Origin of the sequence: Roseibium algae, assembly GCF_037783265.1 — a bacterium.
GTDB classification, from domain to species: domain Bacteria; phylum Pseudomonadota; class Alphaproteobacteria; order Rhizobiales; family Stappiaceae; genus Roseibium; species Roseibium algae.
The window spans coordinates 146,947-168,203 of the sequence record NZ_JBAKIA010000009.1 but is presented as its reverse complement, the minus strand read 5'-3'; the positions used below and the strand labels follow the sequence as shown (position 1 = coordinate 168,203).

The 21,257-nt window shown below is 53.2% G+C and carries 19 protein-coding genes; 5 read left to right on the top strand and 14 right to left on the bottom strand.

Going from position 1 to position 21,257, the window contains the following annotated elements; translation table 11 throughout:
* The 9 genes from V6575_RS14000 to V6575_RS13960 all read right to left on the bottom strand — a co-directional run bounded on the left by V6575_RS14000 (nucleotide 1) and on the right by V6575_RS13960 (nucleotide 10,586).
* Nucleotides 1-744, bottom strand: a complete 744-nt coding sequence (locus tag V6575_RS14000; protein ID WP_340275224.1) for a nucleotidyltransferase family protein — start codon at nucleotides 742-744, stop codon at nucleotides 1-3.
* Between the two features lie 39 nt (nucleotides 745-783).
* Nucleotides 784-2,307, bottom strand: coding sequence for a tRNA (adenosine(37)-N6)-threonylcarbamoyltransferase complex ATPase subunit type 1 TsaE (tsaE, locus tag V6575_RS13995; protein ID WP_340275150.1), 1,524 nt, complete (start codon nucleotides 2,305-2,307; stop codon nucleotides 784-786).
* A gap of 14 nt (nucleotides 2,308-2,321) precedes the next feature.
* Nucleotides 2,322-4,835 (bottom strand): sensor histidine kinase, encoded by a 2,514-nt coding sequence (locus V6575_RS13990; protein ID WP_340275147.1) that lies wholly within the window; start codon nucleotides 4,833-4,835, stop codon nucleotides 2,322-2,324.
* Between the two features lie 226 nt (nucleotides 4,836-5,061).
* The gene (gene ahcY / locus V6575_RS13985) at nucleotides 5,062-6,450 is read right to left on the bottom strand and encodes an adenosylhomocysteinase (protein ID WP_340275145.1); all 1,389 of its coding nucleotides are present in this window, start codon (nucleotides 6,448-6,450) and stop codon (nucleotides 5,062-5,064) included.
* A gap of 308 nt (nucleotides 6,451-6,758) precedes the next feature.
* A complete protein-coding gene (locus tag V6575_RS13980) occupies nucleotides 6,759-7,028 on the bottom strand; it encodes an HPr family phosphocarrier protein (RefSeq protein ID WP_340275143.1) in 270 nt (89 codons plus the stop codon).
* A 55-nt stretch (nucleotides 7,029-7,083) separates the two neighbouring features.
* Nucleotides 7,084-7,488 carry a PTS sugar transporter subunit IIA gene (locus V6575_RS13975; protein WP_340275141.1) on the bottom strand — a complete coding sequence of 135 codons (405 nt, stop codon included), beginning with the start codon at nucleotides 7,486-7,488 and terminating at the stop codon, nucleotides 7,084-7,086.
* A gap of 107 nt (nucleotides 7,489-7,595) precedes the next feature.
* A complete protein-coding gene (locus V6575_RS13970; protein WP_340275139.1) occupies nucleotides 7,596-8,063 on the bottom strand; it encodes an HPr kinase/phosphorylase in 468 nt (155 codons plus the stop codon).
* A gap of 1 nt (nucleotide 8,064) precedes the next feature.
* Nucleotides 8,065-9,876, bottom strand: a complete 1,812-nt coding sequence (locus tag V6575_RS13965; protein WP_340275137.1) for a stimulus-sensing domain-containing protein — start codon at nucleotides 9,874-9,876, stop codon at nucleotides 8,065-8,067.
* Between the two features lie 11 nt (nucleotides 9,877-9,887).
* On the bottom strand, nucleotides 9,888-10,586 hold the full coding sequence (locus tag V6575_RS13960) for a response regulator transcription factor (RefSeq protein ID WP_340275135.1): 699 nt from the start codon (nucleotides 10,584-10,586) through the stop codon (nucleotides 9,888-9,890).
* A 554-nt stretch (nucleotides 10,587-11,140) separates the two neighbouring features.
* On the opposite strand from V6575_RS13960, the gene V6575_RS13955 reads away from it, so the two are divergent.
* From V6575_RS13955 to V6575_RS13935, 5 genes are all read left to right on the top strand, one after another.
* Nucleotides 11,141-12,751, top strand: a complete 1,611-nt coding sequence (locus tag V6575_RS13955; RefSeq protein ID WP_340275133.1) for a phosphoenolpyruvate carboxykinase — start codon at nucleotides 11,141-11,143, stop codon at nucleotides 12,749-12,751.
* Between the two features lie 147 nt (nucleotides 12,752-12,898).
* The gene (locus V6575_RS13950) at nucleotides 12,899-13,246 is read left to right on the top strand and encodes an XdhC family protein (protein ID WP_422785576.1); all 348 of its coding nucleotides are present in this window, start codon (nucleotides 12,899-12,901) and stop codon (nucleotides 13,244-13,246) included.
* A 38-nt stretch (nucleotides 13,247-13,284) separates the two neighbouring features.
* Nucleotides 13,285-13,983: an XdhC family protein gene (locus tag V6575_RS13945; protein WP_340275131.1), complete on the top strand. Its 699-nt coding sequence runs from the start codon at nucleotides 13,285-13,287 to the stop codon at nucleotides 13,981-13,983.
* Nucleotides 13,984-14,054: 71 nt separating this feature from the next.
* Nucleotides 14,055-15,593, top strand: a complete 1,539-nt coding sequence (locus V6575_RS13940) for an NTP transferase domain-containing protein (protein WP_340275129.1) — start codon at nucleotides 14,055-14,057, stop codon at nucleotides 15,591-15,593.
* 301 nt (nucleotides 15,594-15,894) lie between these two features.
* A complete protein-coding gene (locus V6575_RS13935; RefSeq protein WP_340275128.1) occupies nucleotides 15,895-16,101 on the top strand; it encodes a hypothetical protein in 207 nt (68 codons plus the stop codon).
* Nucleotides 16,102-16,274: 173 nt separating this feature from the next.
* On the opposite strand, the gene V6575_RS13930 is transcribed toward V6575_RS13935, so the two are convergent.
* The 5 genes from V6575_RS13930 to V6575_RS13910 form a co-directional block, all read right to left on the bottom strand.
* Nucleotides 16,275-16,682, bottom strand: a complete 408-nt coding sequence (locus tag V6575_RS13930; protein ID WP_340275127.1) for a F0F1 ATP synthase subunit epsilon — start codon at nucleotides 16,680-16,682, stop codon at nucleotides 16,275-16,277.
* 96 nt (nucleotides 16,683-16,778) lie between these two features.
* Nucleotides 16,779-18,203 carry a F0F1 ATP synthase subunit beta gene (gene atpD / locus V6575_RS13925; RefSeq protein WP_340275126.1) on the bottom strand — a complete coding sequence of 475 codons (1,425 nt, stop codon included), beginning with the start codon at nucleotides 18,201-18,203 and terminating at the stop codon, nucleotides 16,779-16,781.
* A 26-nt stretch (nucleotides 18,204-18,229) separates the two neighbouring features.
* Nucleotides 18,230-19,114, bottom strand: a complete 885-nt coding sequence (locus tag V6575_RS13920) for a F0F1 ATP synthase subunit gamma (protein ID WP_340275124.1) — start codon at nucleotides 19,112-19,114, stop codon at nucleotides 18,230-18,232.
* A 32-nt stretch (nucleotides 19,115-19,146) separates the two neighbouring features.
* Nucleotides 19,147-20,676: a F0F1 ATP synthase subunit alpha gene (atpA, locus tag V6575_RS13915; protein ID WP_340275123.1), complete on the bottom strand. Its 1,530-nt coding sequence runs from the start codon at nucleotides 20,674-20,676 to the stop codon at nucleotides 19,147-19,149.
* The gene (locus tag V6575_RS13910; RefSeq protein WP_340275120.1) at nucleotides 20,676-21,236 is read right to left on the bottom strand and encodes a F0F1 ATP synthase subunit delta; all 561 of its coding nucleotides are present in this window, start codon (nucleotides 21,234-21,236) and stop codon (nucleotides 20,676-20,678) included. The genes atpA and V6575_RS13910 overlap by 1 nt, the downstream gene beginning before the upstream one ends.
* Between the last annotated feature and the right edge of the window lie 21 nt (nucleotides 21,237-21,257).

Here is a 21,257-nt window from a genome sequence, read left to right as displayed (position 1 = left end):
TCAGGCTGCGCTTTCGCGCACGGCATATTCGGCAGCACCAATAGCCTCTGGTGTACCAATGTGAAGCCAGATGCCTTCCATCTGCACGCCGAACAAGCGTCCATTTTCGATTGCCTTGTCGAACAAACGGTTCATCGAAAATGAACCCTCGGGAGCCCCTTCGAACAAACGCGGATGTAGAATTGCTGCACCGGCATAGGCAAAGGGCGTAACGCCACGCTCGGAACGCCTGGTCAACGCACCATCCTTGGCCAGCTCGAAATCACCACGCCCATTGTAGCCAACAGCCTTCACCGTTTCGGCGATCAGCAACAAGGCATCCATCCGGTCATCGTTCCAGGCATCAATCATATGTTCCAAATTCGGCTTCACGCCTTCGATCCAATAGGATGTGTCAGCATTAAGCTGAAAGAAGGGCTGGTCGCCCAGCAGTGGCAGGGCTTTTTTGATCCCGCCCCCCGTCTCAAGGAGTTCATTGCGTTCATCAGAGATCAGTATTTCCATATCTTGACGACGTGTGACGTGAACCTCCACGAGGTCCGCAAGATAATGGACATTCACCACGCAGGTTTTAACATCCGCTCTCGCTAAACGATCTAAGCCATGATCGATCAAGGCCTTGCCATTGACCTCAATCAGGGGCTTTGGCGTTGTCGCTGTGATCGGGCGCATTCGCTTGCCCATACCTGCTGCCAGGATCATTGCCGTCGAAGGCCTTTGGGCAGGTGAAGGGCGTTGGGCCATCGAACTCATAATTGTTTCCGATTTTTGCACCTTGAGAGGTCAAGGTCTGTTTCTGTCATACCAGAACTTAAGATCAGACAGAACCGGATGGACGAGAACGCGGTCTAAAAAAGCGTTCATACGCGGCAAATGCCCAAGATACCCGGGTTTGTGATCCCGCCGTGCCAGACGCACGAAAATCCCGAGTACCTTTGTGATCCGTTGTGCGCCCATAACCGCATAGGCTGCTTCGAATGCCACTTCATCAAAATCCGGATTCTGTTCTTTCCTTGCCAATATGTAAGTGCGGTAGAGAGATGCTTCCAGATCCGGCAAGACTTCCACTCTTGCATCCAGCAGCAAGGAGGCCACGTCATAAGCAACTGGGCCGATCACAGCGTCTTGAAAATCAATCAGCCCAATCCGATCGATACCAGACTTGCCCGCGCGCCAAAGCAAATTCGGGGAATGATAATCCCTGAGAACCCAACCGCATTGTGCTTTTGAAATTCGGTTAAGCACCGCGTTCCACAGCTCATGAAACTCTTGGCGCATTGAAGCAGGGGCCTGTTCTCCCGTCATCTCAGGAATATACCAGTCAAGAAGCAAGTCCGTCTCAGCAAGCAAAGCGCGGCGACTGAAGTCAGGCAGGCGATATGAGCCGCCGCCACCAAGGGGGATCTCAGCTGGCCAAGTCTCGCCATGCATCTTCGCCAACAATAGAGTAGCGGTTTCATAGCGCTCCGGATCTGGAAAACCATCCGTCAACACACCTGTGTCACCGAGATCATCCAGAAGCAACAACCCCTGCTCAAGATCTGAGGCATGGATTTCCGGTGCGCCAAAACCCCGCCTGTATAACTCGCGCCCGATGGCAACGAACGGACGGACATCTTGAGCCAAATGCACTGTCTCGCTATAGCTCAGCTCCACGCCAAGCTTTTTTTTCGCAGAGAACGCAGGCGAGTTCATCAGCACTACCGAGCCTTTTGGCCCATGAACCCTTTCATAGGTGCGCGCCGAGGCATCCCCTTGCAGGTGCCGCCGTTCCGCCTGCGTCCAACCGGAAGAGTTCAGAAATTCTCGTATCGCGCGGGAGCGTTCGAAACGGGACCGCAAGTCTGGATCAGCAAACACGATGTTCACTTGTCGACTTTCGTCGTCCTCCCCAACCAACTGAAGCCAGACGTGCGATTTCGGCAGGAGATCACCTCCCAGTTCTGGCCACTCCACAAGCGCTGCACCGGTTTCCAAGAGCTCATCAAGCCCAAGTTCTTCCAACTCTTCCGGATCCTCCAATCGGTAAAGGTCAAAATGAGACACAGCAAAGCGCGGCAGTTCGTAAGTCTGAACCAGAGTAAAGGTGGGACTTGGAACTTCAAGCGAGGGATCATCAGCCAGCGCCCTGAGCAACGCCCTCGCCAAAGTCGACTTGCCAGCCCCCAGATCTCCTGAGAGGCAAATCAAATCACCTGGCAGTAGAATTGCGGCGATATCTTCTGCAAGACGGACCGTATCCGCCTCATTTTGAAGGTCTAAGCTGAAATCCGGATTGGAAATCGGGCGCAGGTCCGTTGCGGACATGACAGCTCCAGGTTCTATTCGGCCGCCACTTGTCCGGAAGCCTTTGGCGTTGCGGGGAAGGTACAGGTGACCGTCGTTCCCTTGCCTTCAGCCGACACAATATCCACATTCCCGCCGTGAAGCTCTACAAAGCTTTTTACAATCGAAAGGCCAAGGCCTGCGCCCTGACGCCGAGCACCTGAATCGTGCCCGACGAAGCGGTTGAAAACCTGTGTGACGACTTCGGTAGGAATGCCACAGCCGTAATCCTGGACGACAAAGACAACCTGATTGTCCTCACGACTGCAGCTCACGTCCACAGTGCCCTGCTCTTCCGAGTAGCGAACCGCATTTGATATCAGATTGAAAAGAACCTGGCGCAGACGCTTTTCGTCAGCAAACATTGTTCCAATGTTTTCGGGAACATCCGTTCTCAAAACAATCCGCGCCTCGGCAAGCCTATCCTTCAAGCCTTCAACAGCAGCTTCCACAGTCGCGGCGACATCAACCTCACTCAGATCCAGCTCCATGATACCCGCATCAAGGGTCGCAAGGTCCAGAATGTCATTGATGATAGCCAGAAGAGCGGACGATGACGACATTATGTAGTCGGCATATTCGCCTTGTTTGATGGACAACTCACCGAATTTCGGATTGGAGAGGAGCTGCGCAAAACCAATGATGTTGGTCAAAGGAGACCGTAGTTCATAGGAAACATGCTGTACGAATGCGTTCTTGAGTTGATCTGCCTGTTCTAGCGCTTCGTTCTTTTCAACCAAGGCCCTTTCGACATTCACACTGTCGGTGACATCAACAAAAGTGACCAGCGTTCCGCCGTCAGGCAGCGGCACCGTCGCATAATCAAGCACTGCGCCATCATGGCGTTCCATACGACTTGCAGCTTGCATCCGGTTGTCAACGAGGCCCGTCACGCTGCCAGCCAGTTGCTCCCATGCCTCCCGCTCGTCCTCGACCAAGGCACAGGCATCCACCACATCATTGACATGGGGCACGCACTCAAGCTGATCTTCGCGCAGCCCCCAAATTCGACCGAAAGCCGGGTTCCAGAGGCGCAGGCGTCCATCAGATCCAAACACGGCCACAGCTTCAGACAGATTGTCGAGGGTTTCACCCTGAACACGAGCCAGCGCGTTGTAACGGCTTTCCAGATCAAGTTGCTCGGTGACATTTTCATAGATGTAGGTCACGCCACCTTGCGGATGCGGGTTTGCAATCACACGCAGGGTACGCCCGTCCGGCAAGTGCCACCAGCTTTCACGGGCTTCAAGGGACTGGTAACCTTCCAGCATCTTCTTGCGCCAGCCACGGTAATCAACCTGTTCGGGAAGCTTGCGCGCCGCGCGGAGGGCATCCAGTAACGCCCCATCTTCCGGACCGCTCTCCAAAAAGGCCGGATCCAGATCCCACAACAGTCGGAAGGCCGCATTGTGGAATTGAAGCTTGCGCTCACCACTGAAGATCGCGACTGCTGTTTGCAATTGATCAAGAGTTCGTCCGTGGAATTCTTCCGCCCGATCGAGCTCTTTACGAACGCGCTCAAGCTCACTTCCATCGACAGCAACACCAGCGCTTCCAATGTTTGACGACACATCCGTCACTTCAAATACGCGACGTTCACCAGCTGCAACAATTGGCATACGAGAGTGGAAGCAGCCATCGTCATCCCGCTCGCGCCTCATGGCAGTGCGGGCAGCAGCATCCAGAAAGGCAACATCCTCATGGACAGCAGACGCTGCATCCGCAGCATCAACGGCATGGGCATAGGCCTTGTTCGCCCATATGATCGTGCCTTCAGCATCTCTCTGCCAAGCAGGAGCTGGCATGGCATTCAGCAAGGAATGCAACATATGGAGTTCACCGGAAATACGGGCATTACGTGCAGCCAGCTCGGCTTGCATCTGCCGTTCACCAGTCAAATCGCGCAGACGCAACACAACTGCACCGCCTGTGGTCCGCCCAGCGGCTTCAACATAAGAACCGATATTGGTTTTCAGGGTCGCCGAAAATGCTTCGCCTGTATTGAAAAGCTTATCTAGGCTGCGTTCAAGATCGGCTGAACATTTTGTACTCAACCAAGTCCCGAAGGCCAGTAACTGATCTGGTGCTCTCGGCACACCGGACGCCTCCGGTAAAATGCCCCAAATTTGAGGCACAGCACCATTTCCAGTCCATACAATGACACGCTGATCATCCGTGTTGAGCATTGTCTCAAAGCGATCAACTTTCAGCTTCAAATCGCCATTTTCATTCGAAAAGCGATTTGCAACACGTGAGGATTGACGCTGTTGGCGAATAAGCGCGACAGCCGCGGTCACAGCGAAGGCACATACGCCGCCAAGTGCGCCAAGCCAAACCATGTTGTCTGGGTTGATGACGTCCGGAGTAAAATTCAGGAGTTCTGCTGCTTGCGCGGGGAGCCAGCTCGACATCAAGGCGGCAAGACTGACACTGGCCAGCTTTACAGTCGCCCGAATCCTTTCCCGCCACGCCGCGCCGTTACGCGCGCCGTTTAAGCCGATTGCCGGCATTTGATGATCCCCTTACGCCGCTTTTTATCCCCGGGTGCCCGGTTCAAATCAGGGCCTCGTGCCTCTAGGCACCTGATTCGCTTAACCATAACCTTTTTGGGAATCGCGCAGAAGAGTCTCTTGATGAAAAGTTAACGTAACCCTTCAATTTGAAGTTTTCCGTTAACACTTTTCGCAGTGACGTTTTCCGGAGCGGGTCTACATATAGTAGCCCGCTCCAAAAAAATCAGTATTTATAGTGCTCAGACTTAAACGGCCCGGTTTTGTTAATCCCCAGATATTGGGACTGCTCATCAGACAGCTCAGTCAGTGTGACATTGAGCTTCGCAAGATGGAGGCGCGCAACCTTTTCGTCCAGGTCTTTGGGAAGCACATAGACTTCATTCTTGTACTGCTCACCCTTTGTCCAAAGTTCGATCTGCGCCAGAACCTGGTTTGTGAACGAAGCAGACATCACGAAGCTCGGATGACCTGTGGCATTGCCTAGGTTCACAAGACGGCCCTGTGAAAGCAGAATCATACGCTTACCATCCGGGAACACATACATGTCGACCTGATCCTTGACCGGGCGGCACTGAGTGTTCTTGAGAGCAGCAACCTGGATCTCATTGTCGAAGTGACCGATGTTACAAACGATCGCCATGTCCTTCATGCCACGCATGTGATCGAAGGAGATGATGTCTTTGTTGCCGGTTGCTGTTACATAAATATCACCTTCAGGCAAAGCCTGTTCGATGGTTTTGACTTCGTAGCCATCCATCGAAGCCTGCAGGGCACAGATCGGGTCGATTTCAGTGACGATCACACGTGCGCCCGCGCCAGCAAGAGACTGGGCAGAGCCTTTGCCAACATCGCCGTAGCCACAGACAACAGCAACCTTGCCAGACATCATGACATCGGTACCGCGACGAATACCGTCCACGAGAGATTCACGGCAGCCGTAACGATTGTCGAACTTGGACTTGGTTACGCTGTCGTTCACATTGATTGCAGGGAACGGCAAAAAGCCCTTTGTCTGCATTTCATAAAGACGCATCACGCCAGTGGTGGTTTCTTCGGAAACGCCCTGGATCAGATCGCGCTGTTTCGTGAACCAGCCCGGATTTGACGCCATACGCTTCCTGATCTGCGCAAACAGGCATACTTCTTCATCAGACGACGGGTTCTCGATGAGATCTGTCTCACCAGCTTCGACCCGCGCACCGATCAGAATGTAAAGCGTCGCGTCGCCCCCATCATCAAGGATCATGTTCGCGCCGTCCGCGAAATCAAAAATCTTATCGGCGTAATCCCAATACTCTTCCAGAGTTTCGCCCTTTATGGCGAAGACAGGCACACCTGTTGCAGCGATAGCAGCTGCAGCCTGGTCCTGGGTTGAATAGATGTTGCAAGATGCCCAGCGCACTTCAGCACCAAGAGCAACCAGCGTTTCAATCAACACAGCCGTTTGGATAGTCATATGCAGAGAGCCCGCAATACGCGCGCCCTTTAGTGGCTTGCTTTCACCAAACTCTTCGCGGCAAGCCATCAGTCCCGGCATTTCGTGCTCTGCGATTTCGATTTCGGTGCGGCCCCAGTCAGCGAGCCCAATGTCCTTGACGATATAGTCGTTCATGAAAACGTCCTGAATGCTTGTCTTGCAACGTCGCAAGTTTGGATGATGGGATACGGTCAGATTGATCGCAGCCAGCCTCTGGAGGTTAAGCGCCTGCCATCGGTACTGGCCATGTTATAGCGTGCCCATCCCAAGCTAGCAATAAAGACATAAAGATTTCTTTATATGAATTCCCGACAGACTTAACCAAGCGTTCACATGTTTATCTACCCACCAAACCGACTGGGCCATGAAGGATAAGAATTGGACGTTGAAAAGCTACTGAGAACACTATGAGACGGAGGCAGCGCTAAAGCCAACACATACTTTCAATCGCGCTCGCCAAACCCGTCTTCGACAAGATCGGCAATCGCGGCCATGGCATCTTGTGCCTGAGCACCGGTCACTTGGATATGAATGCAACTGCCGGTGCTGGCGGTCAACATCATCAAGCCCATGATCGATGTGCCGCCAACGGTTTGGCCGTCCTTGGACACATGTACATCCGCATCGAAAGTCTCGACGAGTTTTACCAACTTTGCAGAAGCACGGGCGTGCAGGCCACGCTGGTTTACAATCGTCAGATTTTTTTCAAGCACGGCGGTCGTGTCACTTTAAATACGGATCATGATCTAGGGCACTTAAGTCCAGACACTAATTCTGTCCAGACAAAACCTGACTTGCAACTGAGATGTATTTTTGCCCGGCTAGTCGGGCTTCGTCAACAGCATCTGCAAGTTGCCGGTCAGATCGAACGCTAGCTAATTTGATCAACATGGGCAGGTTCACCCCGGCAACAACCTCGATCGACTTTCCGTCCATCACAGAGATCGCAAGATTGGAGGGAGTTCCGCCGAACATATCGGTCAAGAGGACAACACCTTTACCGGTGTTGGCCGCTGTAACAGCCGACAAGATATCTTGCCTGCGCTGTTCCATGTCATCATCTGGACCAATGCAGATGGTCTCGACCTGTTCCTGTGGGCCGACAACATGCTCCAGAGCCGACTTAAATTCTTCAGCGAGACGTCCGTGAGTTACGAGTACAAGACCGATCATGACTTCTGTGACCTGACTGCTAGACGGGGCCGCCGCGCGACCGTTGCATGTTCGATGCACTGTCGACAACCGTTCGGCCAGTTGCAAGTAAAATTGCAGCCAAACTCCTAAACGTAGACCGGGCTGTTGGGGAAAAGCTGGATCAACGCCCAACGCACGAGCCGAATAGCCGAAAAAAAGTCTGTTTCCGGCACCTGAAGCAATGGCAACAAATGCCCCTGAATTTCCACTAGAGGCAACGGGTCTTCCGGTAACCGCTCAATATCCTGTCTGTCGACAAAATCAACAACGAGGCGAACCACCGCTTCTGCCTCGTAATCAGTTGCCTGAATGGCAAAGTACCGAACTTCCAGCATTCCAGCCAATTCACCCGGCACTGAGGCAATCAGCGCCCTTCCTTTTGTGGCAAGACACGTTCTGTCATCGCTCACCAGCGCAGCGAAATTTCCGTTAAGACGTGCACTCTGGATCATCAAATCTGCGAGAGCAGATTTCCCGCTGCCTGACCGTCCGCGTACAAGGATGCCAAGGGGACCAACAACAACACATCCTGCATGAATTGTGTCGGCAACCATGTCACTTTGCCGCCGGCAGTATAATGGTGAACCGCGCGCCAACCGTATGGCTTGCCCCCGTAGAAGAACTCCCTGCCAGGCGATTTTCTACCGATATTCTACCGCCATGGGCTTCAATAATTTGCCGGGAAATTGACAACCCAAGACCAGAGTTGTTGCCGAAGCCTTCCCCATCAGGTCGATCCGTATAAAAACGCTCGAAGATGCGGTCCGTATTCTCAGCGCGAATACCGGGCCCATCATCATCAACGGTAATGCAAATATCTGTGCCATTGCGCGACAGGCCAATGCGTACCGCACTTTCTGCCGGGGAGAACGAGCGCGCATTGTCGAGTAGATTGCTGAACACCTGACCAAGGCGGATATCGTGGCCGAGCATTTCATAGTCATGACTTCCAGGAGCATCTGCGACCGTTAAGAGAATCGTAGAAGCTTCTCCATCAACGCGCTGCTTTGCGGCATCGGCGATATTTCTCAAGACCACCGATAGATCAATGGTCTCGGCTTGCGCGCGCGCAAGCTCTGCGTCCAGACGAGATGCATCCGAAATATCGGAAATCAGACGATCAAGACGGCGGACATCATGCTGAATTACTTCTAGAAGACGCTCACGTGACCTTTCATTCTTGGCCAGGGGCAATGTCTCAACAGCGCTTCGCAGAGAGGTCAGCGGGTTCTTCAGTTCATGAGACACATCGGCCGCAAATTGCTCAATCGCATCGATCTTGTTGTAAAGTGCATTGGTCATATCGCGGAAGGCACGTGCCAAATGGCCGATTTCATCCTGCCTATGCGCAAATTCTGGAATTTCCTCACGAGAGTTCGAGCCTTTACGAACCCGCTCTGCTGCCGCCGCAAGCCTTCGAACCGGCCCAGCAATCGTGCCTGCCAACAAAATGGACAAGAGAATGGTCACCGTTGCTGCAACGAGAAACACGCGCATTATGGCAATTCGCTCGGCGCGGACAATCGCATCAATATCGCCGCCTTGTGTCGACAGCAAAAGCGTTCCCAAAACAGCCCTGAACCGCTGAATTGGAACGGCGACAGACACGATGAGCTCCCCTCGCTGAGATACCCGAACGACACTGGCCGGAGAACCTGCAAGTGCAGCCTCGACTTCCGGGTAGGCACGGCCATCGCCGCCCCCAACTTCCTGATAGACGGGCAGATCTCCTCGGCGGAGCCACAGCTTGATGGATTGCCAGATTGTCTCGAACACCCCGGGTTCTTCTTCCATGGGCGGCGGCAGGTCAAACCGAAGGATTTGTGCGCTGGTATAAAGATGCCGCGAGTCGAGGATCAGGATCCCCTCTGGGTCATAAATCCGGGCGCGGGTTTTGGTAGGAGAGATCAGGCGACGAAGAACTGGTCCAACCCTCTCAGGATTCACCGGAAAATCAAGCGTATCGAGGTCATCTTCTCCAGGAGCAATGCTCTCCCCGGCCTGCAGCTGCAACAGCCGCTCGGGATCAACTGTGATGGCACCTGTGTCGACAGTCGCGGACGCTGCAATTGCGCCCGCGATGATTTCGCCTTGGGTGAGGAGACTCTGGACCCTGGCATCGATCAAGCCTGCGCGAAATTGGTTCAGATAAAGAATGCCAATCAGGAGCGCGACCAGACCGATCAGATTGAGAGCAACAATTCGCCGGGTCAATGACGAGAGAACAGAAGCGCTGAAAACCTTGCCGAAGCGACTCAAAAGGCGTCTGCGGATCCGCTTATTGCCAAGCCTTCGCAATTGCGAACGTTCAGGCGTCTCGGCCTCAGCGGGATCTTTCCCCTCAGTTTTCACGTTCTCACCTGCCATTTGGCGCGTCTTCAGGCCTCCCTGAATCTATATCCGACACCATACAGGGTTTCGATCATGTCGAAGTCGTCGTCAACTACCTTGAATTTTTTGCGCAAACGTTTGATGTGACTGTCGATCGTTCTGTCATCAACATAGACTTGATCGTCATAGGCAGCATCCATGAGGGCGTTCCGGCTTTTCACCACACCAGGGCGTTGAGCCAGAGCCGACAAAATCAAAAACTCGGTCACCGTCAAGATGACAGGTTTGTTGTTCCACGTGCAGGTGTGGCGCTCCTGATCCATAAGCAATTGGCCACGTTCAAGAAGCTTGTCTGCATCCTCGCGCGGCGCAGAAGCATCACGCGGCTGCGCCCGCCGAAGCACTGCGCGAACCCGCTCGACCAGAAGGCGCTGGGAAAACGGCTTCCGAATAAAGTCATCTGCCCCCATCTTCAGACCAAATAGTTCGTCTATCTCATCGTCCTTGGAGGTCAGAAACATCACCGGGATATCACTGGTCTGTCGTAAACGGCGTAAAAGCTCCATTCCGTCCATCCGTGGCATCTTTATATCGAAGATCGCCAACTCAGGCGGATCACTCTGCAATCCATCCAATGCCGACGTGCCGTCGGTATAGGTCTGAACGCGATAGCCTTCCGATTCCAATGCAATTGAAACCGAAGTCAGGATGTTGCGGTCGTCATCGACCAACGCAATAGTCGGCATGGGCGGGTCCAGAGTCCTTTTGGAAACGACCTAGCGAAATGCTCGCAGGCGTTCTTCATCGTGCTGATCTTAGCCTATGCATCGGAAATTGGGCGGAAAATAAGGCGCGCCTTATGGATGCAATCCGCAAGTAAGGTAGCTTTAACCGCATATCCAGTCTCCGAATCCTTTTTCCGTGGGGAAAATTGGGTCACTAGCCACTTCAGGAACCACCCTTTCGAAATCTCCAGCAAGGTTTCGTTTATTGCGAAACGCCAACACCATCGCAAATTTTGAATGAATTCTCGCAACATGAAAGCAAATCAAGCTTCTGATACTGGCTGTGCACTTCTGAATCGCAAATCTTCAAGCCAGTAAAAATATTATTTTGAGCATCAAATTAAATATCACACAAAAGATTAAAGCATTTAATCGATTGAATATAGAATTCCCCCCTACATCTGCCTTGTTGCAGCACCATTGATCTACTAGGTTCCGTCGTCCAACGGGCGTCCTCCGATCATCGCTGAAGCGCCCTCGTTTGGACAACTCAAAGTCACAAGGACAGCGGGACCATGAAACAAGTAGGTGCCAAGAACTCCTCCTACGGTGTTGAAACCTTCGGACTTAAAGGTCTGAAGTCCATCTATTGGAACCAGAGCGAACCGGCACTTTATGAGTATGCGATCTCGCGCGGCGAAGCTGAAATCGCCGCCAACGGTCCACTGGTTGCCGATACGGGCGTCCATACAGGCCGGTCCCCAAAGGATAAATTCGTTGTTCGCGATGCCGAGACCGCAGACAGCGTATGGTGGGACAACAATGCCGAAATGAGCTCTGAGCATTTCGATTTGCTGCTCGCTGATTTCCGCAAACACGCTGAAGGCATGGATCTCTTCGCACAAGATTTGTATGGCGGGGCCGAAAAAGACTACCAACTTCCAGTGCGCGTCTACACCGAATATGCTTGGCACTCCCTCTTCATTCGCAACATGTTGCTGCGACCAACGGCTGAAGATCTGGCCAGCTTTGCACCGGATATGACTATTATTGATCTGCCAAGCTTCAAGGCAGACCCCGCGCGTCATGGATGCCGGGGCGAAACCGTCATCGCCTGTGATCTGAGCCGCAAAATCGTTCTGATCGGTGGAACGTCCTACGCTGGCGAAATGAAGAAGTCCGTCTTCACATTCCTCAACTATCTGCTGCCGCCACAAGGCGTCATGTCAATGCATTGCTCCGCAAATGTCGGCGAAGCTCGGGATACGGCCGTTTTCTTCGGACTTTCGGGAACAGGCAAGACCACCTTGTCGGCAGATCCGTCGCGCACTCTGGTTGGCGATGATGAACACGGCTGGGGCAAAACCGGTGTGTTCAATTTCGAGGGTGGGTGCTACGCCAAGACCATCAAATTGTCCGCAGAAGCGGAACCGGAAATTTTCTCTACGACCCAGCGCTTTGGTACAGTTCTTGAAAATGTCGTTCTCGACGAGAACCGTGTTCCTGATTTTGACGACGGCTCGAAGACCGAGAACACACGAGCGGCCTATCCGATCCACTTTATCTCGAACGCCAGCCCAACCGGCTGCGCGCCGATGCCCAAGACAATCATTATGCTGACTGCAGATGCCTTTGGCGTCATGCCTCCAATCGCACGCCTGACACCAGCTGAAGCCATGTACCATTTCTTGTCTGGCTACACTGCAAAGGTTGCTGGCACCGAAAAGGGGGTAACTGAACCACAAGCAACCTTCTCGACCTGCTTTGGCGCACCGTTCCTACCACGACACCCATCAGAATATGGCAATCTGCTACGTGACCTCATTGCGGAGCACAATGTAGATTGCTGGCTTGTGAACACGGGCTGGACTGGTGGAGCTTATGGTGTCGGTGAACGCATGCCGATCAAGGCAACCCGTGCCCTGCTGCAGGCAGCACTCAAAGGTTCGCTGAGGACAGCTGAATTCCGCACCGATGCAAACTTCGGCTTTGCAGTTCCCGTCAATGTTCCCGGTGTGGACACGGCTATTCTCGATCCGCGTGGAACCTGGGAAGACAAGACAGCTTACGACGCACAGGCATCCAAACTGGTGCAGATGTTCATCAATAATTTCGGCACGTTCGAAGATCACGTTGACAGCACTGTGCGAGCAGCCGCTCCAACCTTGCAGTCCGCGGCTGAATAACTCTGGCGAAACTAAAAATTCAATGCATTATCGGCGCGTCCTTAACGGGCGCGCCGTTTTATTTCCTGTACCTTTGGCTTTCTTCCTCGCCAGTTCTGCTTATATTCTTATCATGGGATCCGCACCCAAATGCGGAGGAGCAGAAACATGCCGAACGACACCACCATGACATCGATTGATGTGCTGAACACCGCAGAGAGCTGGGCGACCTCCGGGCGCGCGGTGGCCATCGCCACAGTTGTCGAAACATGGGGCTCAGCGCCAAGGCCTGTCGGATCCCACTTGGTGATTGATAGCGATGGTAACTTCGAAGGTTCCGTCTCTGGTGGCTGTGTCGAAGGGGCTGTCGTATCCGAGGCAATCGATGTGATCGGCACCGGTAAATCCACCATGCTTGAATTTGGCGTCGCAGATGAAACCGCCTGGCAGGTGGGTCTGTCCTGTGGTGGTAGAATTCGAGTTTATGTCGAACCAGTCGAAATAAGCCGCCCGTAACGTCCTTAATTCATTTCATACTGGAGCGCAGCCAGCCGATGGATCTTTCCCTTCTTAGCGATTTGAACAAAGCACGGACCGGACGCCAGGCTGCCATCCTGATCACCAGTATGGAAAAGAACGCCCAGCGGCTTGTGCGCAAAGGGCAAGACACGTCCAAAGATCCGTTAGCAGCGGAACTTGAGAAGCGATTTCGGTCTGGAAAGTCCGGTCTCGTCGCGCTTGCAGATGGCAGTACCGTGTTTTTGACGGTCAACGTGCCTCCTCCACGCCTTGTCATTATCGGAGCGGTTCATATTTCTCAGGCGCTGGTTCCGATGGCCCAGATTTCCGGATTTGATGTGACAGTCATTGATCCCCGCACAGCTTTTGCCACTGAAGACCGCTTCCCCAATTCAACGCTAACGGCAGAATGGCCGGAGGATGTTTTGAAGTCTGCGCCGCTGGATGCCTATACAGCTGTTGCCGCTGTCACCCACGATCCCAAGATTGATGATTTTCCGCTTCAGGAAGCCCTGAAAACCGACTGCTTTTACGTTGGCGCTCTTGGTAGTCGCAAGACCCATGCAAAGCGTGTTGAGCGCTTTGAAACGGCGGGCCTTACAGCACAGCAAATCGCCCGGATTGATGCCCCCATAGGGCTGGACATTGGCGCGGCCTCACCAGCAGAGATCGCAGTCGCTGTCCTGGGAAGCATCATTCTAGCACTCCGTAAAGGCGGAGAGGCAAGCCGATGAAATTCGGCCAGATTTCGGTTTCATCCGCATTGGGCTGCATCCTTGCGCATAGCACCCGGGTCGGAGACGGCATGTTAAAAAAAGGTCGCGTCCTGACCGAAGACGACCTTCAGAGGCTGATATCCGCTGGACTTCAATATGTTGCAGTTGCACGCCTTCACCCGAACGATGTGACCGAAAACATGGCTGCCGAACGTATCGCTTCGGCAGCAGGCGGATCGGGCCTGTCCTGTGATGCGGCTTTTACCGGCCGGGTTAATCTGCATGCCGACGCCTCCGGACTTTTTCTGGTCGACAAAAACGCCATTGACACGATGAACCGTATCGATCCCTCCATCACCATCGCCACCCTTCCAGCGTTTGAGAAGGTTGCGACCGGCAGGATGGTTGCAACGGCAAAAATTATTCCCTTTGCAGTCGATGACAACCTGGTGTCTCAGGCAGAGCAGTCTGTCCGCGACAGCCTGCGCATCGCTCCCTTTCGGCGCCAGAAGATTGGCTTGATCGCGACTGTATTGGACCATCTCAAACCATCCACTATGGATAAAACCCTTCGGGTTCTGGAGCACAGGCTAAACGCCAGCGGCAGTACAATCATGGCCGAAAAGCGCGTAGCGCACGATGTTAATGCAGTCGCAACAGCCATAACTGAGTTTCGGTCTGATGGAGTTGACATGGTGATTATCTTCGGCGCTTCGGCAGTGGTGGATCGGCAAGATATATTGCCCGAAGCGATTGAAAAAGCCGGTGGGTCGATCACCTATTTCGGGATGCCGGTTGATCCCGGCAATCTGCTGCTGCTCGCAGATTATGACGGGATGCCGATTTTGGGCGCGCCCGGATGTGCACGTAGCCCTAAGGAAAATGGGTTTGACTGGATCCTCGACCGTTTGCTGGCTGATGTAACTGTTTTACCGGAAGATATCTCTGGACTTGGAGTAGGTGGTTTGCTTATGGAAATTGGCTCCCGGCCTCAGCCCCGTGAACAGACGCAACATTCGCGCAAGCCTCGCATTGCCGCCATTATCCTGGCTGCAGGGAAGTCCTCAAGGATGGGCAAGGAAAACAAACTCCTAGAACATGTTGATCACCAGCCTCTTGTCGCCCATGCAGCGCACGCTGCGAAGTCGTCCCGAGCAGACGAAATTGTCATCGTCACCGGACATATGGCCGAAGAGGTTACAGCCTGTTTGAAACCGGTAAGCGCTACGATTGTCCATAATCCGGATTTCGCCGACGGCATGGCGGGCTCAATCCGAACCGGGCTGTCAGCCCTTGGTCCAGATATTGACGGCGCAATCATAATGCTCGGCGATATGCCCAAAATTACAGGCGCAATCCTTGATAATCTAATCCAGATCTATTCCAGCGCGTCTGACGCGTTTATCGTGGCTGCGCGAGCCAATGGAAAACGTGGCAACCCGGTTTTGTGGGATCGCCGATTTTTTCCGGAATTGATGAAACTGCAAGGGGATACCGGTGCGCGTCACCTCATTGCTGACAATGCCCATATGTTGCATGAATTGGAAATCGGGGACGCTGCCCGTATTGACCTGGACACCCCCGAAGCACTGGCCACCTATCGCCAACAGACGTCAACTGTAAATTAATCGTAAATATTACAATTAACCAACAGATATTAAGCATATTTGGCTGAGCATTGTAAAAATCATTTAACTACAGAAGTAGTCATGCATGATTTGCAAGGCTCCCATGTCACGCTGCATATTGCAATTCTGTGACATCCAGCTTATTTAAACAGGGTGTTGGTTGCTAGGCTCTTTCGGGTCGGGTCATTTATGCCCCAAGCGCCATTTAAATCAGTTTATCGATAATTGCTGTTCGGATCCATCACTTTGGATGCTCGAGCGCTTTTTGCCGTGATAACAAAATGATAAAAAGGAAACGTCCATGAGTGATCTTAGCCTCCCCCGCCCAGGTTGTTGCAAGTGGGCCGAAGGTGATTCCGGAAGCTACTTCTTCCCATGCTCCAATCGTGTAGAGCAGGGTGTATCTTATTGCGATGATCACCGCTCAATCGTCTACATTCCGCCTGAAGAGCGTCGCCGTAACCGCGGCGGTGGCATGAACACCTCATTCAAACGGATTGCTGCTTAAACATTAGCGGTTTTCCAAGAATTTAAACGCTTCGGCTTGAGAGATCAAACCGAAGCGTTTTCGTTTGTGGCTTTTGATTTGACACTAATCATCGCGAATGATGACCGAGCCCCATAAATGCAAAAAGGCGCCGTGAAATCACGGCGCCTTTTTATAATTCAGTTATGTGCTTGTCAGGCCGCTTTAAGCGCCTCAACAACTTCGCGAAGCTGAGCGAGTGTCTGTTCCGCTTTCTGCTTCACTTCAGGGTCTTTCGCATCCGCGACATCTTCCTCAGCATCCTTGATATGCTGGGCAAGGTCATCGGAATTAATGTCAGCAACCGGAATAGCCTGTTCAGCAAGAACAGTCAGGCCGGAGTTCGCAACATCAGCAAAACCGCCGCGCACGAAATACTCGTTCAACTTACCGTCCTCACCGCGCACCTTGAGAATGCCTGGCTTTATGGTGGACATGAACGGGCTGTGGTTCTTCAGAACGCCAAACTCGCCTTCAGTTCCGGGCACGATGACCTCAAGAACTTGTTCGGACAGGAGCTGGCGCTCCGGCGAGACCAACTCAAACTGGAATAACTCAGCCATTTGGCGTCTTCCTTGTCAGTCTTTCGAAAAGACGGGTATTGCCACCGTCTCGAATATCAAATCGGGCGCCCGTCTTTGGGCGCCCGTTGAGTTTGATTAAGCAGCTTCAGCAGCCAGCTTCTGTGCTTTTTCAATCGCTTCATCAATAGAGCCAACCATGTAGAAGGCAGCTTCTGGCAGATGATCGTATTCACCGTCAATTAGGCCTTTGAAGCCCTTGATGGTGTCTTCCAGGGCAACAAGTTTGCCCGGGGAGCCGGTGAATACTTCAGCAACGAAGAAAGGCTGTGACAGGAAGCGTTCGATCTTACGAGCGCGCGCAACACTGAGCTTATCTTCTTCAGACAATTCGTCCATGCCCAGGATCGCGATGATGTCCTGAAGCGCCTTATAGCGCTGCAAAGTCACCTGCACCGCACGTGCGGTGTCATAATGCTCATCGCCAATGATATGCGCGCTGAGCATACGCGAAGTGGAATCCAATGGATCCACAGCCGGGTAGATGCCCTTTTCTGCAATAGAACGGTTCAAAACCGTCGTTGCATCCAAGTGAGCAAAGGTCGAGGCAGGTGCCGGATCGGTCAAATCATCGGCAGGCACGTAAACGGCCTGAACGGACGTGATCGAGCCCTTATGTGTTGTCGTGATCCGTTCCTGCATGGCACCCATATCGGTTGCCAGCGTAGGCTGATAACCCACGGCGGAAGGAATACGACCCAGCAGCGCCGACACTTCGGAACCAGCCTGCGTAAAGCGGAAGATGTTATCCACGAAGAACAACACGTCCTGACCTTTGTCGCGGAAATCTTCAGCAATCGTCAGACCTGTCAGAGCAACACGGGCACGGGCTCCGGGAGGCTCGTTCATCTGTCCATAAACAAGTGCTGCTTTGGAGCCTTCGCCGCCGCCTTCCTTGTTCACGTTGGATTCGATCATTTCCCAGTAAAGATCGTTTCCTTCACGGGTACGCTCACCAACACCGGCAAATACGGAATAACCGCCATGCGCCTTAGCGATGTTGTTGATCAATTCCATGATCAGAACGGTTTTACCAACGCCGGCACCGCCGAACAGACCGATTTTACCACCCTTGGCATAAGGCGCGAGAAGGTCGACGACCTTGATGCCCGTTACCAGAATTTCAGCCTCGGTGGACTGTTCGATAAATGCAGGCGCTTCCTGGTGGATCGCACGCTTTTTGTCGTGCTGGATCGGGCCAGCTTCATCCACAGGCTCGCCAATCACGTTCATGATCCGGCCCAGTGTGCCTTCGCCAACTGGAACCTCAATCGCAGTACCCGTGTCGACAACTTCCTGACCGCGTACAAGACCCTCAGTGGCGTCCATCGCGATTGTGCGTACCGTGTTTTCACCCAGATGCTGAGCAACTTCAAGCACAAGACGTGTGCCATTGTTGTCAGTTTCCAGAGCGTTCAGGATCAGCGGCAGGTGGTCATCGAACTTGACGTCGACAACAGCGCCGATGACCTGGGCGACCCGTCCGACTATTTTGTCAGCCATATCCCTAAATCCTCGTCTCGATCCGATCAGAGCGCTTCAGCGCCCGAGATAATTTCAATCAGTTCCGTCGTGATCTGTGCCTGACGCTGGCGATTATACTTGATCGTCAACTTGTCGATCATGTCGCCGGCGTTGCGGGTCGCATTGTCCATTGCGGACATACGAGCACCCTGCTCGGAAGCTGCATTTTCAAGCAGCGCCCGGAAGACCTGGACGGAGATGTTGCGCGGAAGAAGATCCTCAAGGATCTCAGCTTCATCCGGCTCATACTCATAGACTGATGCTGCTCCATCATCCGCGGCTGCAACTTCAGTCGGCAAATCTGCCGGGATCAGCTGTTGGCCTGTCGGAATCTGTGCGATCACCGACTGGAATTTGGAATAGAACAATGTGCACACATCAAATTCGCCAGCATGATACATCGACAGCAGTTCAGTGCCGATATCATCTGCATTGACAAATGCAACATGCTTCACACCGCGCAGATCAATCGTCTTAATGACGTATTGGCCAAGCTCGCGTTTCAGAGCATCGTAGCCCTTTTTGCCGACGCAGATGATTTTCACCGTCTTGCCGTCTGCAATAAGACTGCGCGCTTTGTCACGTGCGAGCTTTGCAATGTTCGAGTTGAAGCCGCCACAAAGGCCACGTTCAGCAGTGGCAACGACCAGGAGATGCACCTGATCCTTGCCCGTGCCGGACATCAACTTCGGAGCGTCATCGCGGCCTTCAAAAGCAACCGCCAGATTAGCCAGCACCTGCTCCATGCGTTCAGCATAGGGCCGAGCGGCCTCCGCAGCTTCCTGAGCACGACGCAGTTTCGCCGCAGCCACCATTTGCATGGCCTTGGTGATTTTCTGCGTCGCCTTCACGGAAGCGATGCGGGTTCGTAAGTCCTTCAGGCTCGGCATGGCCGCCCCTGCTCCTTATCCCGGTTGCGTTCTCAGGCGAAGTTCTTAGCGAACGTATCGAGCGCAGCCTTAAGCTTAGCCGTCAAGTCAGCATCGAGTGCCTTCTTTTCCCAGATTGCTTCCAGGAGTTCAGCGTGTTCGCCACGCATGAACAGAAGGAGGCCCTCTTCGAAGTCACCAACACGGTCAACTGCCACCTCATCGAGGTAGCCGTTCACGCCAGCGTAGATCACAGCGACCTGTTCTTCCGTCTTAAGCGGAGAGAACTGAGCCTGTTTCAGCAATTCAGTCAGACGCGCACCACGGTTCAGCAAACGCTGAGTTGTGGCATCAAGGTCAGAACCGAACTGTGCGAAAGCGGCCATTTCACGATACTGGGCAAGTTCACCCTTAATCGGACCAGCAACCTGCTTCATCGCCTTGATCTGAGCGGAAGAACCAACACGGGAAACCGACAGACCAACGTTCACAGCAGGGCGGATACCCTGGTAGAACAAATCTGTTTCCAAGAAGATCTGACCATCAGTGATCGAAATCACGTTAGTCGGGATAAACGCAGAAACATCGTTGCCCTGTGTTTCGATGACCGGAAGAGCTGTCAGCGAACCGCTGCCATTTTCTTCATTCAACTTCGCAGAACGCTCAAGCAGACGAGAGTGAAGGTAGAAAACATCACCCGGGAATGCTTCACGTCCTGGTGGACGACGCAGAAGAAGAGACATCTGTCGGTAGGCCACAGCCTGCTTGGTCAGATCATCATAACCGATTACGGCATGCATGGAGTTATCGCGGAAGAATTCACCCATCGCACAACCAGCAAACGGAGCCAGGAACTGCAGCGGAGCTGCATCCGAAGCCGTTGCAGCAACAACGATAGAGTATTCAAGAGCGCCAGCATCTTCCAGTGTCTTCACGAACTGGGCAACAGTCGACCGCTTCTGACCAACCGCAACATAAATGCAGTAGAGCTTTGCGTCTTCGTCATCGCCAGCATGCAAAGGCTTCTGGTTGAGGAAAGTATCGAGGATGATTGCGGTTTTACCGGTCTGACGGTCACCAATCACAAGCTCACGCTGTCCACGTCCAACCGGGATCAAAGCATCAATCGCCTTGAGACCCGTCTGCATCGGCTCATGCACCGACTTACGTGGAAGAATGCCAGGAGCCTTTACATCAACGCGACGCATTTCCGTCGATTCGATAGGACCCTTGCCATCCAGCGGATTGCCGAGCGGATCGACAACGCGACCGAGCAGGCCTTTGCCAACCGGCACTTCAACGATTGCACCGGTCCGTTTAACCGTATCGCCTTCCTTGATTGTGCGGTCAGAACCAAAAATAACAACACCGACGTTGTCACTTTCCAGGTTCAAGGCCATGCCCTGGATACCACCAGGGAATTCGACCATTTCACCAGCCTGAACCTTGTCCAGACCGTAAACACGAGCAATACCGTCACCGACGGACAGCACTTGACCGACTTCAGAGACTTCGGCTTCCTGGCCAAAGCTCTTAATCTGGTCCTTGAGGATAGCGGAAATTTCCGCGGCCCGAATATCCATCAGCCGACCTCTTTCATCGCGAACTTGAGTGAATTGAGTTTTGTACGCAGCGATGTATCGATCATGCGGGAACCGACCTTGACCACAAGGCCACCGATCAGAGCAGGATCAACCTTCGCAGAGATTTTTACCGACTTTCCGGAAGACGCGGAGAGCGCTTCTTTCAAGGCAGTAACCTGACCATCAGACAGCTCAGCTGCCGAAACGACCTCAGCAGTTTCCTCGCCGCGCCTTTCGGCGAGCAAGAACCGGAAAGCCTTGATCATGTCAGGAATTACGAAGAGGCGCCGATTACGGGCGGCCAACTTCACAAAATTTGCGGCAAGACCAGAGATCTTAGCCTTGTCGAGCAATGCTGTGAGCGCATCAAGCTGCTCTTCAGCACTGAAAGCGGGGCTTTTCACGAGACGGACGAGATCATCGCTTTCTGAGAGGAAGCCCTCAAAAATGCCAAGATCGCGTTCTACATCTGCGGTCGCACCTGTTTCCTCGGATAAATCGAGGAGAGCAGACGCATAGCGCTTAGCCACGCCGGATACGAGAGATACGTTGTCAGTCACCAGGTCCGAGCTCTCTGACGC

Coding starts and splice junctions, on each gene's coding strand:
- ahcY (WP_340275145.1), bottom strand. CDS start 6,450: ATGAACGACTATATCGTCAAGGACATTGGGCTCGCTGACTGGGGCCGC.
- V6575_RS13960 (WP_340275135.1), bottom strand. CDS start 10,586: ATGCCGACTATTGCGTTGGTCGATGACGACCGCAACATCCTGACTTCG.
- tsaE (WP_340275150.1), bottom strand. CDS start 2,307: ATGTCCGCAACGGACCTGCGCCCGATTTCCAATCCGGATTTCAGCTTA.
- V6575_RS13950 (WP_422785576.1), top strand. CDS start 12,899: ATGCCGAACGACACCACCATGACATCGATTGATGTGCTGAACACCGCA.
- V6575_RS14000 (WP_340275224.1), bottom strand. CDS start 744: ATGGCCCAACGCCCTTCACCTGCCCAAAGGCCTTCGACGGCAATGATC.
- atpD (WP_340275126.1), bottom strand. CDS start 18,203: ATGGCTGACAAAATAGTCGGACGGGTCGCCCAGGTCATCGGCGCTGTT.
- V6575_RS13920 (WP_340275124.1), bottom strand. CDS start 19,114: ATGCCGAGCCTGAAGGACTTACGAACCCGCATCGCTTCCGTGAAGGCG.
- V6575_RS13965 (WP_340275137.1), bottom strand. CDS start 9,876: ATGGCAGGTGAGAACGTGAAAACTGAGGGGAAAGATCCCGCTGAGGCC.
- V6575_RS13955 (WP_340275133.1), top strand. CDS start 11,141: ATGAAACAAGTAGGTGCCAAGAACTCCTCCTACGGTGTTGAAACCTTC.
- V6575_RS13990 (WP_340275147.1), bottom strand. CDS start 4,835: ATGCCGGCAATCGGCTTAAACGGCGCGCGTAACGGCGCGGCGTGGCGG.
- V6575_RS13975 (WP_340275141.1), bottom strand. CDS start 7,488: ATGATCGGTCTTGTACTCGTAACTCACGGACGTCTCGCTGAAGAATTT.
- V6575_RS13945 (WP_340275131.1), top strand. CDS start 13,285: ATGGATCTTTCCCTTCTTAGCGATTTGAACAAAGCACGGACCGGACGC.
- V6575_RS13970 (WP_340275139.1), bottom strand. CDS start 8,063: ATGGTTGCCGACACAATTCATGCAGGATGTGTTGTTGTTGGTCCCCTT.
- V6575_RS13935 (WP_340275128.1), top strand. CDS start 15,895: ATGAGTGATCTTAGCCTCCCCCGCCCAGGTTGTTGCAAGTGGGCCGAA.
- V6575_RS13930 (WP_340275127.1), bottom strand. CDS start 16,682: ATGGCTGAGTTATTCCAGTTTGAGTTGGTCTCGCCGGAGCGCCAGCTC.
- atpA (WP_340275123.1), bottom strand. CDS start 20,676: ATGGATATTCGGGCCGCGGAAATTTCCGCTATCCTCAAGGACCAGATT.
- V6575_RS13940 (WP_340275129.1), top strand. CDS start 14,055: ATGTTAAAAAAAGGTCGCGTCCTGACCGAAGACGACCTTCAGAGGCTG.